General features: G+C 64.6%; 12 protein-coding genes and 1 pseudogene. 2 read left to right on the forward strand and 11 right to left on the reverse strand.

The features are described from left to right. Window positions 1–55: 55 nt before the first annotated feature. On the forward strand, window positions 56–1,426 hold the full coding sequence (locus PEP31012_RS05850) for an MFS transporter (RefSeq protein WP_150588391.1): 1,371 nt from the start codon (window positions 56–58) through the stop codon (window positions 1,424–1,426). A gap of 155 nt (window positions 1,427–1,581) precedes the next feature. On the opposite strand, the gene purU is transcribed toward PEP31012_RS05850, so the two are convergent. The 9 genes and pseudogenes from purU to PEP31012_RS24230 all read right to left on the reverse strand — a co-directional run. After that, window positions 1,582–2,454, reverse strand: coding sequence for a formyltetrahydrofolate deformylase (gene purU, locus PEP31012_RS05855; RefSeq protein ID WP_150588392.1), 873 nt, complete (start codon window positions 2,452–2,454; stop codon window positions 1,582–1,584). Window positions 2,455–2,533: 79 nt separating this feature from the next. After that, window positions 2,534–3,385, reverse strand: coding sequence for an NUDIX hydrolase (locus tag PEP31012_RS05860; protein WP_150588393.1), 852 nt, complete (start codon window positions 3,383–3,385; stop codon window positions 2,534–2,536). A gap of 146 nt (window positions 3,386–3,531) precedes the next feature. After that, on the reverse strand, window positions 3,532–6,021 hold the full coding sequence (locus tag PEP31012_RS05865) for a GcvT family protein (RefSeq protein ID WP_150588394.1): 2,490 nt from the start codon (window positions 6,019–6,021) through the stop codon (window positions 3,532–3,534). A gap of 263 nt (window positions 6,022–6,284) precedes the next feature. After that, complete coding sequence (gene phnE / locus PEP31012_RS05870) at window positions 6,285–7,091, reverse strand: phosphonate ABC transporter, permease protein PhnE (protein ID WP_150588395.1); 807 nt, start codon at window positions 7,089–7,091, stop codon at window positions 6,285–6,287. Window positions 7,092–7,254: 163 nt separating this feature from the next. Continuing rightward, the gene (gene phnD, locus PEP31012_RS05875) at window positions 7,255–8,232 is read right to left on the reverse strand and encodes a phosphonate ABC transporter substrate-binding protein (RefSeq protein ID WP_150588396.1); all 978 of its coding nucleotides are present in this window, start codon (window positions 8,230–8,232) and stop codon (window positions 7,255–7,257) included. Window positions 8,233–8,248: 16 nt separating this feature from the next. Then, complete coding sequence (gene phnC, locus PEP31012_RS05880; RefSeq protein ID WP_150588397.1) at window positions 8,249–9,133, reverse strand: phosphonate ABC transporter ATP-binding protein; 885 nt, start codon at window positions 9,131–9,133, stop codon at window positions 8,249–8,251. A gap of 432 nt (window positions 9,134–9,565) precedes the next feature. Then, the gene (locus PEP31012_RS05885) at window positions 9,566–10,804 is read right to left on the reverse strand and encodes an NAD(P)/FAD-dependent oxidoreductase (RefSeq protein ID WP_150588398.1); all 1,239 of its coding nucleotides are present in this window, start codon (window positions 10,802–10,804) and stop codon (window positions 9,566–9,568) included. A 10-nt stretch (window positions 10,805–10,814) separates the two neighbouring features. Continuing rightward, window positions 10,815–11,168 (reverse strand): RidA family protein, encoded by a 354-nt coding sequence (locus PEP31012_RS05890; protein ID WP_150588399.1) that lies wholly within the window; start codon window positions 11,166–11,168, stop codon window positions 10,815–10,817. A 109-nt stretch (window positions 11,169–11,277) separates the two neighbouring features. Further along, a pseudogene (locus PEP31012_RS24230) lies at window positions 11,278–11,673 on the reverse strand (hypothetical protein); the annotation flags it as partial. Window positions 11,674–11,778: 105 nt separating this feature from the next. Between PEP31012_RS24230 and PEP31012_RS05900 the strand changes: the two are divergent. Further along, window positions 11,779–12,423, forward strand: a complete 645-nt coding sequence (locus tag PEP31012_RS05900; protein ID WP_150588400.1) for a helix-turn-helix domain-containing protein — start codon at window positions 11,779–11,781, stop codon at window positions 12,421–12,423. Between the two features lie 10 nt (window positions 12,424–12,433). On the opposite strand, the gene PEP31012_RS05905 is transcribed toward PEP31012_RS05900, so the two are convergent. Together PEP31012_RS05905 and PEP31012_RS05910 are read right to left on the reverse strand one after the other, a co-directional pair. Next, on the reverse strand, window positions 12,434–13,189 hold the full coding sequence (locus tag PEP31012_RS05905) for a DeoR/GlpR family DNA-binding transcription regulator (RefSeq protein WP_150588401.1): 756 nt from the start codon (window positions 13,187–13,189) through the stop codon (window positions 12,434–12,436). Between the two features lie 83 nt (window positions 13,190–13,272). Beyond that, complete coding sequence (locus PEP31012_RS05910; protein WP_150588402.1) at window positions 13,273–13,887, reverse strand: LysE family translocator; 615 nt, start codon at window positions 13,885–13,887, stop codon at window positions 13,273–13,275. Window positions 13,888–13,942 lie beyond the last annotated feature (55 nt).

Raw genomic sequence — 13,942 nt, forward strand, 5'->3', positions numbered from 1 at the left:
GTCAAGTCGTTCTTCGTTTGCTTATCCGGTTGCCGCGACGGCAACGTCATGCCTCATGCTCGTTCCACTGATCGTTGCCTGCGCGCTGTTCATGGAAAACATGGATTCGACCGTGTTGTCCACCTCGTTGCCGCTGATTGCGCAGGATCTCGGCGAGAGCCCGATCACGCTCAAGCTCGCGCTCACGACCTATCTCATCAGCCTTGCGGTCTTCATTCCGATCAGCGGATGGATTGCCGATCGCTTCGGCACGCGCAATGTCTTTCGCACCGCCATCGGCGTGTTCGTGCTCGGCTCGATCTGCTGCGGCATCTCGAGCACGCTCCCCGAACTGGTCATCGCGCGCTTCATCCAGGGCATGGGCGGCGCGATGATGGTGCCGGTGGGACGCCTCGCCCTGCTCAAGTCCGTGGAAAAGCGCGACATGGTGCGCGCGCTCAACTACCTCACGATCCCCGCGCTGGTCGGCCCGGTGCTCGGCCCGCCGCTCGGCGGCTTCATCACCACCTACTGGCATTGGCGCTGGATCTTCTATATCAACATCCCCATCGGTGTGCTCGGCTTCGTCCTTGCAACGAAGTACATTCCCGATCTTTATGAGGACGACGTGCCGCCGCTCGACCTCCGGGGCTTCGTGCTGTCGGGCCTCGGACTCTCGATTCTGATGCTGGGGTTGTCCACCATCGGCCGCCATCTGATCCCCGTGTCGCTCGCGCTGGGACTCGTCGCCATCGGCGCGGCGTTGCTCGTGGCCTACCTGCGTCACGCGAAGGGGCTCGCGCATCCGCTGCTGCGGCTCGACCTCTTTCGCATCCCCACGTTCCGCGCAGGTGTCGCGGGCGGCACGCTGTTTCGCATTGGCGTCGGCGCAACCCCCTTCCTGCTGCCACTCATGCTCCAACTGGGTTTCGGGATGACGCCGATGGAATCGGGCGCGCTCACGTTCATCTCGGCAGCGGGCGCGATGTTCATGAAGACGCTCTCGCTGCGCATTCTGCAACGCTGGGGTTTTCGCCGCGTGCTGATGACGAACGCGTTGGTCGCGTCGGCGACGCTCGGCGGCTATGGGTTGTTTACCGCACAGACGTCGCATCTCGTCATTCTCGGCACGCTGCTGTTCGGTGGATGCTTCCGCTCGTTGCAGTTCACGAGCCTGAACGCCATTTCATACGCGGACGTGCCGGCGCAGCGCATGAGTCAAGCGACGAGCCTGGCGAGCGTCGCGCAACAGGTGTCGCTCACACTGGGCATCACCATCGGCGCCGCCGTATTGCAGACGTCGTCGTGGCTGCACGGGCGCGATCATGTGATCGACGTCGACTTCCCGTGGGCGTTCCTGGTGGTGGGGCTGATTGCGGTGAGTTCGACGCTATCGATTGCACGGCTTGCGCGCGATGCCGGCAGTGAGCTGGCGCGGCGCACCTAGCACTTCGCCCGACGGTTCGTCGGCGGGTTCGCTCGGTCGTTCAGCGTCCCGAAACGACAACGCCCGGCACCTCGCGGTCCGGGCGATTGACGTTGGACGTTCGGCGTTCGGCGTTTGACGTTGGGTGCCTCGCCTGGCGCGTCCAACCGCGTCGCTTAGCGGAAGATCACGGTCTTGTGGCCGTTGAGCAGAATGCGATGCTCGGCGTGATAGCGCACGGCGCGCGCCAGCGCCACACATTCCACGTCGCGCCCGATCGCGGTCAGTTGCTCCGGGTCCATCGTGTGATCCACGCGCTCGACTTCCTGCTCGATGATCGGGCCTTCGTCGAGGTCCGACGTCACGTAGTGCGCCGTCGCCCCGATCAGCTTCACGCCACGGTCGAACGCCTGATAGTAGGGCTTCGCGCCCTTGAAGCTCGGCAGGAACGAGTGGTGAATGTTGATCGCGCGCCCCGCGAGCTTTTCGCACAGGTCGCTGGAGAGCACCTGCATGTAGCGCGCGAGGACCACGAGATCGACGTCGTTGTCCTGCACCAGTTCATACACCTTGGCTTCCTGCGCCGCCTTCGATTCCGGCGTCGCATTCATGAGCGGCAGGTAATGGAACGGAATGTTGTAGCTCGCCGCCAGTTGATAGAAATCCTTGTGGTTCGAGACGATCGCCGGGATTTCGATGTTGAGCTGGCCGGTCTTGTAACGAAACAACAGATCATTCAGGCAGTGACCGATCTTCGAGACCATGAGCATGACGCGCGGCTTGATCGCGGCGTCGACCAGTTCCCACTGCATTTCGTACTGCACGGCGAGCGGGGCGAAGTCGCGCTGCAACGCGGCCAGATCGCTCTGGCCCGGCAGTTGCTGGAAATGCACGCGCATAAAGAAGCCGCCCGTGAAGCGATCGTTGAACTGGGCCGAGTCGAGAATGTTGCCGCCGCGCTCGACCAGGAAACCGGCCACTGCGTGGACGATGCCGGGACGGTCCGGGCAGGACAACTTCAGGATGTAGCTATTTTCGATCGGTGCCATGATTGCTCCTGGGCAAAGGCTTGCAGTGTCGTTGCAGTGTTGAAATGGGGGTCGATGGCGGTGCGCTCGCGTGCCGCGATCATTCGTCCGCCGGCTTGAACAACGCCTCGATCCCGGCGCAGTCCTTCGCGCGAATGGCGCCCTCGCGCAGCAGGAAATCGAGGCTGGCCAGGCTCGCATCGACTGTCATCTTGCCGTCGGCGATCACCTCGCGCACGTCGCCGGCCGAGCACAGCCAGTGCGCGCTCGCCTCGCCGTCCTGGTTCTCGGGCACGAAGCCGCGCGGCAGCGCGAGATCGTAGACGAAGATCTGCTCGGACTGCACGCCCTCCGGAATTTCCGCAAGGATATGCAGCGTGCGACCGGGCCGCGCGTCGTTCACGAGATGGGCCGGGATGCCGGCCTCTTCCCAGCACTCCTTGACGAGCGTGTCGCCCACGCCGATCCCGTTGCCGATGCCGCCAGCCGCCGTGTTGTCGAGACAACCGGGATCGGTCGCCTTGAGCACACTGCGCCGCGCAATCCATAGCGTCGGCGCTTCGCCGACGAAGCGGGCCGGCACGTATCCGTTCACATGCACGGCGAACGTGCGCGTGCCGAAAAAGCGCGACGCCGCGCGTTCGATCCAGGCGAGCGGCGCGTCGTACAGCCGTTGCCGGATGGCGTAGCGCTCGTTGCGCCAGCCCGTGATGAGCCCCTCGGCCGCCAGCGCTTCGATCACCGGCGCCAGCGCCGCCGTGCGCGCTTCGCACGTATCGTGGCGCGGATGAATACGGACGGCGAGCGAGCTGATCTCGAATACGTCAGGCCAACGGCACAGCGACTCGGCGTCGCGACGGCGAATCCACCCATAACGCTGCGAACCGATCACAAGCGGCAGATGCGCCGTGTCGTCGAAGCGGCGCGCCGCCGCAATACAAGCAAAAGACATACGTCAGAGACCGGACGCGCCCCCATCGGAGGCGCGCGAAATCGAGGCAAAAGCGGCATTTTACAGAAGCGGCGGCGAATCCGCCTGTCTCCAGCGTCGGGGCGACCGACGTCGCGGCGGCAACCTGCCGCGACGGGCTCGCGCGCTCAGGCTCTCACACGCTCACCCGTCGGGTCGTACAGCGCGCGCAGTTGCACCCGGGCATCGATTCGCTCGCCGGCCAGATCGACCTGATAGCGCCCCGTCTCGACGTACTCGGCGGACACGACGCCGTCGGGATTCGTCAGATACGCGAGCCCGACGGGGGCATCGATCATGTGACCATACGCGGCCGATGACAGGAACCCGACCGGCTGGCCGTTGCGCAGCAACGCTTCGCCGCCCCAAAGCATCCGGTCGCGCGCGCCGTCGAGCGCCACGCTTACGAGCCTGCGGCGTACGCCCGTCGACCTCGCCTGCTCGACGGCCGCGCGTCCGGTGAACGGGTGATCGCTCGCCAGCTTGCACGCGAACATCAGCCCCGCTTGCGCCGGATTCGTGTCCGGTGTCAGCTCTCGTCCCCAGGCACGATAGCCCTTCTCGATGCGCAGCGAGTCGATGGCGTAGTAGCCCGCATCCTTCAATCCGAAGGCGGCGCCCGCCGCGTGCAGCGTGTCATAGACATCCACCGCGAATTCGACGGGCACATACAGTTCCCAGCCGAGTTCGCCGACGTAGGTCAGGCGCGTGGCGCGCACCGTGGCGTAGCCGAGATCGATGTCGCGGCTCGTGCCGAAGGCAAACGCCTCGTTGGAAAAGTCGGCCCGCGACACCTGCTGCAACAGCGCGCGCGAATGCGGTCCCATGAGCGCCAGTACCGCGTACTGCCCGGTGACGTCGACGACCGTACAGCGCGGATCGTCGGGCAGGCTGGCAATACGGCGTTCCAGATAGTCCATGTCGCGCGTGGCCTGCGCCGAGCCGGTGACCATCAGATACTGATCGGGCGCGAGACGCGTGAGCGTGACGTCCGATTCGTAGCCGCCGCGCGCATTGAGCATGCCGGTGTAGACCGTGCGCCCGGGCGGCACGGCCACGTCGTTGGTGCACAGCGCTTGCAACACGCGCTCGGCGTCGCGGCCCTTGATCAGCAGCTTCGAGAAGGAACTCATGTCGAACAGCGCGACGGCCTCGCGGCACGCGCGATGCTCGGCGGCACTCCACGCGTGCCAGTTCTGCTGACCAAAGTCGTAGTCGATCGTCGCCTGCGCGGGCGACGGCGCGAAAAAGTTCGGCCGCTCCCAGCCCATCTTGCTGCCGAAGCAGGCGCCTTTGGCGAGCAGCGTCGCGTACAGGGGTGAGCGACGGAACGGCCGCGCCGTGTCCAGTTCGCGATTCGGCCAGGGCATGGCGTAGTGCAGGCCAAGCGTCTCTTTCACGCGATCGTGCAGCCAGGTGTCGTTGCCGTTGAATCGCGCAAAGCGGCGAATGTCGACGGGCCAGAGGTCCATCGTCGGCTCGCCCTCGACGATCCACTCGGCGAGCGCCATGCCGGCTCCGCCCGCCGAGGCAATGCCCATCGAGTTGAAGCCCGCGCCGACATAGAAATTGCGCAGCTCGGGCGCTTCGCCGAGCATGAAGTTGTTGTCCGGCGTGAACGACTCGGGACCATTGTAGAACTGCCGGATCTGGGCCGTCTCGAGCGCGGGCACGCGCATCAGCGCGTTTTCCATGAGGATCTCGAACTGGTCCCAGTCGTCGGGCAGCAGTTGGAATTCGAAATTCTCGGGAATGCCGTTCATGCCCCACGGCTTGGCGTTCGGCTCGAAGCCGCCCATCACGAGACCGCCGACTTCCTCCTTGAAATAGATGTAGCCGTCGGGGTCGCGCATGACCGGCAGATCGGGATGCACCCCCGCGATACGCTCCGTCACGATGTAATAGTGCTGGGCCGAGTGCAGCGGCACGTTGACGTCGCACAGGCGCCCCACGGCCTTGGCCCACTGCCCGGCGCAGTTCACGACGATCTCCGCGTCGATGCGCCCGCTCTCGCCGTCCTTGTTGCGCCACGACACCCCCGCCGCCGTGCGGATGCCGCCGGGCGACGCCGTGTGAATCGCCGTGATGCGTGTGTTCTCTGCGATACGCACGCCATGACGGCGCGCCCCGCGAGCGAGCGCCTGCGTGAGATCCGTCGGGTTGGCCTTGCCATCGCCCGGCAACCAGACCGCACCGATGAGATCGTCGGTGCGCATCACCGGCCAGAGTTCGCCGGCTTCACGCGGCGAGATGACGTCGCATTGCACGCCATAGGCGCGCGCCGCCGCCGCCGTGCGCTTGAGCTGCGTCATGCGCTCAGGCGTGCGCGCTACCGACAACGACCCGCAGGCCTTCCAGCCTGTACCGAGCCCCGTCTGCGCTTCGAGCTCGCTGTAGAGCTTCGTCGAATAGCGGATGAGCTTCGTCATGCTCTCCTGCGAGCGCAATTGGCCGACCAGCCCCGCCGCGTGCCATGTCGTGCCGCACGACAACTGCCCCTGCTCCAACAGGACAACGTCCGTCCAACCGAGTTTGGCAAGGTGATAGGCGACCGAACAGCCGACGATGCCGCCGCCGACAATGACAACGCGGGCATGAGTGGGCATGGCTGAGGACATGGGGAGGCTCCGGATTGGGCCCGCGCCGAGAACGGCGTCACGTCGCGGGCACTGTCTTGTGCGATGCGGCCAGATTACGCAAAGCGCGCGCTATTTGCAATATTTTGCAAAAAAACGACAATAATTGCAATACTACGCCCGACGAGATGCGAACGACCTGTCGGCCGCACGGAGCCCGCCAACGCCAACCGGATGTCGACAGGAAACGATGAAGGGCACCGAAGTGCCCTTTGTGGTTTGCTTCGTCGGCCGTGACCGAGCGATCAGATCACGTGCTTGCGCACGCGGGCCGAGAACACGTCGATGCACGTGACGACAACGATCATGATGAGCATCACGGCACACGTCTGCGCGTACTCGAAGCTGCGGATCACCTCGTAGAGCACCACACCAATACCGCCCGCGCCCACCATGCCGACCACCGACGCCGAACGCACATTCGACTCAAAGCGATACAGCGTGTACGAGATCCACAGCGGCATGACCTGCGGCAGCACGCCGTACAGAATTTCGTCGATCGCGCGCGCCCCGGTGGCCCGCACGCCTTCGACCGGACGCGGATCGATCGCTTCGACCGCTTCGGCGAACAGCTTCGAGAGCGTGCCCGTCGTATGCACCCACAACGCCAGCACCCCGGCGAACGGGCCCAGCCCCACCGCCACGATGAAGAGCATCGCGAAGACCATCTCGTTGATCGCGCGGCAGGCATCCATCACGCGACGCACCGGCTGATACACCCACGCCGGCACCATGTTCGACGCCGAGAGCAATCCCATCGGAATCGAGCACACCACGGCGAGCACCGTTCCCCAAACGGCGATGTGGATTGTCACGAGCATCTCGTGCACATACACGCGCCAGTCGCGAAAATCGGGCGGGAAGAAATCGTGCGCGAACTGGCGCATGTTGCCGGAATCGCGAATCAGATCGAGCGGGCGCATATCCGCGCCGCCCCACGACCACACCAGAATCAGGAAGAACGCCCCCCAGCCGATCAACGTCAGCCACGAACGCTTGGGCGGCTCGCCGGGCAGACGGCCATTGGCAGTGAGGGATGCGCTGGAGTTCATGTCGTGTACCACAAGGCTTGCCGGTGCAGCATCGACCGGCGAAAAATCGAACCGCGGAAATCACGGCGGGCCAGGCAAAGCGGCCCGCCGCCATCGATCACCAGACAACGCACGCGTGCTGCCCGGTGACATCGTGTCATTGCACGCCCTGACGATCGGGCGCTTACTTCGTCTTGCTCATTTCCTGATCGAGCGCGGCGAGCTTGGCGTCGATGTCGGTCAGTTGCGATTGCTTCTTGGCCGCATCGAGGTTGGCATCCGACGTGATCTGCTGCTTTTGCTTGAACAGCTCGAGCTGGCGGATCGGCAGCAGTTGCGCGTCGGTCGAGGCACGGAAGCCGCCGTAGTTGTAGATGTTCTTCAGCACTTCCTTCTCATGCGCGTCCTTGCCATAGGCGAGGAAGAAGTCGCGAATCTTCTTCTTCGTCGCTTCCGGCAGGTCCTTGCGCCACACCAGCGGATCCGACGGAATCAGCGGCGACTTCCAGACCACCTGCACCTGCTTGGCCTTCTCCGGCTGCGTCGCCTCGAGCTTGGCAATCTCTTCGGTGTTGTTGGTCGCCACGTCGACCTGATGGTTTAGCACGGCCATGAGGTTGGCGCCGTGATTTGAGCTGCGCGCGCTCTTGAAGTACGTGCGCGGATCGATGTTGTGCTTCGCGAACACGTAGTAGCCCGGCACCAACGTGCCTGACGTCGAGGTCGGGTCGCCCAGGCCGAAGTTGATCTTCTTGCCGTTCTTGATCACGTCGTCGAGCGTCTTGTATGGGCTCGCCTTGTTCGCGATCAACAGCGAGTAGTAGCCTTCGGTGCCATCGGCGTACATGATCTTCGCGAAGACTTCGCCTTGCGAGCGATCCACGGCTTCCATCGCGGCCTTGTTGCCCAGCCAGGCGAGCTGCACCTTGTTGAAGCGCATGCCTTCGATCACGCCGGCATAGTCGGTGGCGAAGAACGGCGTCACCTTGATGCCCGTTTGCTTCTCCATGTCGTCGATCAGCGGCTGCCAACGCTGGCGCAGTGCCGCGCTCGAGTCGGTCGAGATAATGCCGAAGTTGATTTCCTGCGCGTGCGCGGTGGCCACGGAAGCGACCGAAGCGATCATGGCCGCGCCGGCCAGCAGGGTTTTCCAAAGTTTCATGAGAGCAAGCTCCTGGTCAGGTCAGGCTGAGGGACATCGAGGTGAGGAAAGCGGCTTGCGCGTCGGCCGGCTCAGGGCTGACCGCGCGCGGGGAGGCATCGGCGTGTTCGGTGTCTTCACTGTTTTCGTTGAGCAGCTCGCTCGCCTGCACGCCATAAAGGCGGCGCAGCAGGTCGGGCGTGAGCGCCGACGACGGGCCGTCATACACCACGCGCCCCTGATGCAAGGCGACGGTTCGCGCGCAATAGCGCATGGCGACATCGACCTGGTGCAGCGAGACGACGACCGTCAGTTTGTGGTCGCGGTTCATGCGCGCGAGCATGTCCATCACCTTGCGCGCCGACTCCGGATCGAGCGACGCAATCGGTTCGTCCGCGAGAATGATCCTGGCGCCCTGCACCAGCGTGCGCGCCAACGCTGCACGCTGCTGCTGACCGCCCGAAAGCGTGCTGGCGCGCTGGAACGCCAGATCGGCGATGCCGACTTCGGCGAGCGCCGCCAGCGCCGCCTGACGCTCCGCCGGCGTGAAACGGAACAGCAGGCTGCGCCACACCGGCACGCGTGCGAGCAGGCCCGTCAGCACATTGGTGATCACCGGCATGCGGCCCACCAGGTTGAACTGCTGAAAGACGAAGCCGATGTCGCGACGAATCTGGCGCACCTCGCGCACGATGCGGCCGTCGCGCTGAATCGGGCGACCGAGAATCTCGATGCCGCCCGGTTGCGGATCGGCGGCCACAAAGCCCGCCATGTGACGCATCAGCGTCGACTTGCCCGAGCCCGACGCCCCGATCAGGGCGACCATTTCGCCCGGCATGACGTTGAGCGCCACCTCGTCGAGCGCACGGCGGCCGCCCCCGAAAGTCTTGGTCAGTCGCTCGATTCGAATCGCTTCGTCCACGGATCACCTGTCAATCGACTCGCCGGCCGGATCCGATGCTTTCCCGATAACCGCGCCCTGGAGAGGGAGCGCGTCGCCCGCATCGCTCGACTAGCTGTTTTGTGGCAATTTGTGCCAAAAGTGATCGCAGTCTAGAAAGCGGCGATGACAAGACGGTGACAATCGAAGCGCTTTTTGATGGACGTCGAAAACGCTTATCGGGTCAATGAGTTGACAACGCTTTCGGCGCGCCGGCACGCACCGACGCGCCGGCCCCGAAGCCGCGCCAGGTGAGGTGCGACATCATCGGCCTCGGGGACGAGCGCCGATGTTGTCTACATATTTCCGGGGGAGGTGCCGCTTCGACAATCCGAGCAGCGAGCGAAGACGATCGTGTGACCACGAACACACGCCCCTGTCGAGCACAGGCACAGGCAGGGGGCACGGACGCGATCAACAACGGAATCGATCGGCACGGAACGGATGGGGATCCGCGATCGGATCCGCCCCGACCATCATCTCGGCGAGCAAACGCCCGGTGATGGGGCCGAGTGTCAATCCATGATGCGCGTGTCCGAACGCAAACCACAAGTTCCTGTGCCGATTCGCGGGCCCGATCACAGGCATCATGTCCGGCGTGCACGGACGACAGCCGAGCCAAGGTTGCGCGTCCAGCCGCTGGCCCAGCGGAAACACCTCGCGCGCGAAAGGCTCGATGGCATCGAGTTGCACGGGCGTGGGGGGCGCGTCGCGGCAAGCGAGTTCGGCCCCTGTCGTGAGGCGAATGCCGCGCGTCATGGGCGTCATCATGTAGCCGACCTCGGCATCGAGCACCGGCTGCTTCAGGCGCGCGCCTTCCCGCGCGGCGTAATGCATGTGATAACCGCGCTTGACCGCCAGCGGCAGTCGATAGCCCAGCCGTGCCGTGACGACATCCGACCACGGGCCCAGCGCGACTACGGCGGAATGCGCATCGATGCGGCCTGCCTCGGTGTCGACACCCCACTCCGGCGCGAGCGTCGTCGCGTCACCGATGAAGATTCGTCCGCCCAGCGTTTCGAAGTAGCGTGCATAGGCGGTGACCAGCGCATTGGGATCGCTCACGGAGTCCGCATCGGTGTAGCGCAGTGCGCCAATCAGCGCGGGCCCCAGCGACGGCTCGTCGCGCCGCAGTTGCCCGGCATCGAGCGACTCGAAGGCGACGCCATACTCGGATCGCCATTGCTCCGCCACGCGCAACTCCGCTTCCTGCTTGCGCGCGCTGCGAAACGCCTTGAGCCAGCCGCCCTTGCGCAGCAGTGCCTGAGCCCCCGAGGCCTCGACCAATGCGCGATGCTCGTCGACGCAATGCTCGATCAACGTCGAGTACGAGCGGGCGATGGCCGCGTGACGGTCCGCGCGCGAGTGATACCAATACCGGCACAAGAAAGGAAGCACCTTCGGCATGGCGCGCGCGTGATAGCGTACGTCGGGCGAGCGATTGCGCGCATAACGCATGAGCGTGGCGAGATCGCGGGGAAGCGCATAAGGATAGACACCCTCGCGCTGGATCAGCCCGGCATTGCCGAACGACGTCTCGTTGCCCGGCGCCTTGCGGTCGACCAGCGCGACGGCGAGCCCACGCTGCTGCAGGTGCACGGCGACGCAGACGCCGACCATGCCCCCACCGAGGACGAGCGTATCGAATTTCATGACGGTCACGTCACGCAAGCGCGGTCACGGCGACTTCGACATCCAGCCCGGATTTCATCAGCAAGGCCTGCACGCAGGCGCGTGTCGGCGCATGGCCCGAGGGCACCCATGCCTCCCATGCCGCGTTGAATTCGTCAAAGTGCTTCGGGTCGCTGAGCCAGATGTTCGCGGTGACAAGGCGCGTCTTGTCGATCCCCGCTGCGGCGAGCAGCGCGTCGATGCGCGTCAGCACTTCGTTGGTTTGCACGGTGATCGAAGCGCCGGCCGTGTCGGGGACTTGTCCCGCCAGGTAGACGACGCCATTCGCGACGACGATCTGGCTCATGCGCGCGTTGGTTTGCAATCTTGTGATTTCATTGGACATGACAGGCTCTCTGGCGTTAAACGGATGACATTCCGGATGGATTCTCGCTCGCCGAATCGAAGATCGGCGGATGGGTGACGATTGACTTGAGCGCCGGGTTCGCCTGCGCAAGCGTCACCAGATCGGGGCGTGGCAACGCCGTGAAGCCGGGCGCGTCGATATCGTAGGCGAGCGGGTCGCCGGATGAGAAGCCAGCCGTCGCCGCGAGTTGCAGCGCGGCTTCCTCGACATCGCGCCCCATTGGACCGACAACGGAAATGGGCATCCATCCGAGCAGGCGCCGTGCGTTGGGCACCAGCCCCGGCGACGGTCTGAAGCCGAAGACGCCGATCGACAACAAGAACTGGTTCACAGGCGATGCCGACGGGAAGAAAAGCTGCCCGATCTGAATCGCAAAGACGCTGTAAATCGTGAAGTCGTAAAACGCCAATGCCGTACCCAGCGTCGTCGCAGCGATGACTTTGGGCCTCGATAACCCAGCTTTTTCCATGGCAAGCGTTAACACGGCGACGGCTCCTTCAGGATCGATTCTGCATGCGAGTTATCATATATGAGAAAAATATAATTCTCGTATACGATAAAACCCGTAGTTCGATAAGAGAGACCGAGGATGGCCAGATCCCCCGCGCGCAAGGCGCTCGCCCCCGCCGAGTCGTTGCCGCAATTCGATCGCAAGGCGATTGGCGCGCGACTGCGCGACGCGCGTAAAGCGAAAAAATTGACGTTGATGAATTTGTCGTCGCGCTCCGGCATCGCCGTGTCGACCATCTCGAAGGCCGAGCGTGGCGACATCGCACTGACGTACGACAAGTTCGCGGCGCTAGCCCAGGCGCTGGAAGTCGGCTTCGACGCGCTGTTCGAACGTGCGCCGCTCGAGGCGACGAGCCCGCTTGTGCCGACCTTCACGGCATCGGACCATCAAATGGTCTACGACACGCCCAACTACGAATATCGCATGCTCGCCAACGAGCTGACGGGCAAGCGCATGGTGCCGATGCGCGGCCTGGTACGGGCACGCAAGCTCTCCGACTTCCCCGACTACATTCGCCACAGCGGCGAAGAGTTCGTGTTTCTGCTCAAGGGGTCGCTCGAACTGCGGTTCGAGACCGGCGCGACGTTCCAACTGAAGCCGGGCGACAGTCTGTACTTCGACAGCTCGGTTGGCCACGTGTACCTGAGCACCGGGAAGCAACCGGCGGAGGTACTGGTGTGCTGTGTGGGCGCGCACGCCCATCGGCCCGTCGACGCGATGTGAGCGTGCCCGGTCACGCGATAAGGAGTTCCGGGCCGCGCGCGCGCAATTGCGCCAGCATGCTCTTGTGCGGCGCGGCGTCGCTGATGAGATAACGGGCCGCTTCGAAATGGCGGATACGCACGGGCGTCACACGACCGAACTTGGTATGGTCCGCCACCACGGCCGCGATGTTCGCGCACAGCAACATACGCGCCCGAAGCTCGGCGGCCGCGCGGTTGAAGTCGGTGATGCCACCGTCCTCGGTCACGCCGCCCACGCCGATGAACGCAAAGTCGGCATGGTATTGCGAGATCTGGTTGATGGCGTCCCAGCCCTGCACGGCGTCTTCGTTGTCCTGCAACTCGCCGCCGAGCAACGTCACCTGGTTATCGTGATGACGGCCCAGCAGCCGCGCGATCTGCCAGTCGTTCGTGTAGATGCGCAACCGGTGCTTGGCAAGCAGCGCCTGCGCTACCGCCCGTGTCGTCGTGCCGTAGTCGATGATCACCGACGCCCCATCGGGCACCAGTTCCGCCGCGCGCATGCCGATGGCGCGCTTGCCCACGGCGTTCACGTTCTCGCGCAGCGTCCAGTCGGGCTCGCTGCGGTCGGCGGCCAGCGCGCCGCCGTGCGTCATAAGCAGCAACCCTCGCGCGGCAAGCGTGTTGAGGTCGCGACGCACGGTCTCTCGCGAGACGCCCAGCTCACGCACCAGATCGCTGATCGCGAGCGCCCCGGTTTTGGCAAGTTGTTCAAGCACGTACTGTTGGCGTTGTTCGGCAAGCATGATCTGGCAATGTCGGTTGGACTACGAATTCTTGAGAGGCATCGGTGCGGCCGATGCCGGCCATGCCGGTGCGCGGATGTGCCCTACGCCTGAAACGCGACACGCAGGCCCAGGCCGATGAAGATGGCGCCGGCGGCACGGTCGAGCCAGCGCCCTGTACCGGGGCGTCGCTTGAGCCACGTACCCAGCACGCCCGCAAACCATCCGTATGCGCTGAACACGACAATCGTCTGCGCCATGAACACGAGGCCGAGCAACAGCATCTGCGCGCCGGGATGGGCGGTGTCGGCGCTCACGAACTGCGGCAGGAACACCAGGAAGAACAACGTGACCTTGGGATTGAGCATGTTCGCCAGCACGCTTTGGCGGAAGACGGCCGAGAGCGGTTGCGGTGCGGCCTCGTTGGCCAGCGCCAGGGCACCGCGCGCGCGCAACGCCTTGATGCCGATCCAGATCAGATAGGCCGCCCCCGCCAGCTTGATCCCCTCGAAGGCCCACGGCGACGAACGCAGCACGGCGGCCAGGCCGACTGCGGCGACGCTCGTGTGGAAAAGGCAACCGGACGTAAACCCCGCGGCCGCGGCCAGTCCCGCGCGGCGGCCCTGCGCAATGCCTCGCGCGATGACCTGCATGTTGTCCGGCCCCGGGGCAAGCGTGATCGCCACCGAGGTCAGCAGGAACAGCCAGAGATTGGGCATCGGCACGTCCGGGGTCGGGTGATGAGAGAGAAGACAGCGATGGAGCGACGCCAAC

The organism is Pandoraea eparura (assembly GCF_902459725.1).
Lineage (GTDB): Bacteria > Pseudomonadota > Gammaproteobacteria > Burkholderiales > Burkholderiaceae > Pandoraea > Pandoraea eparura.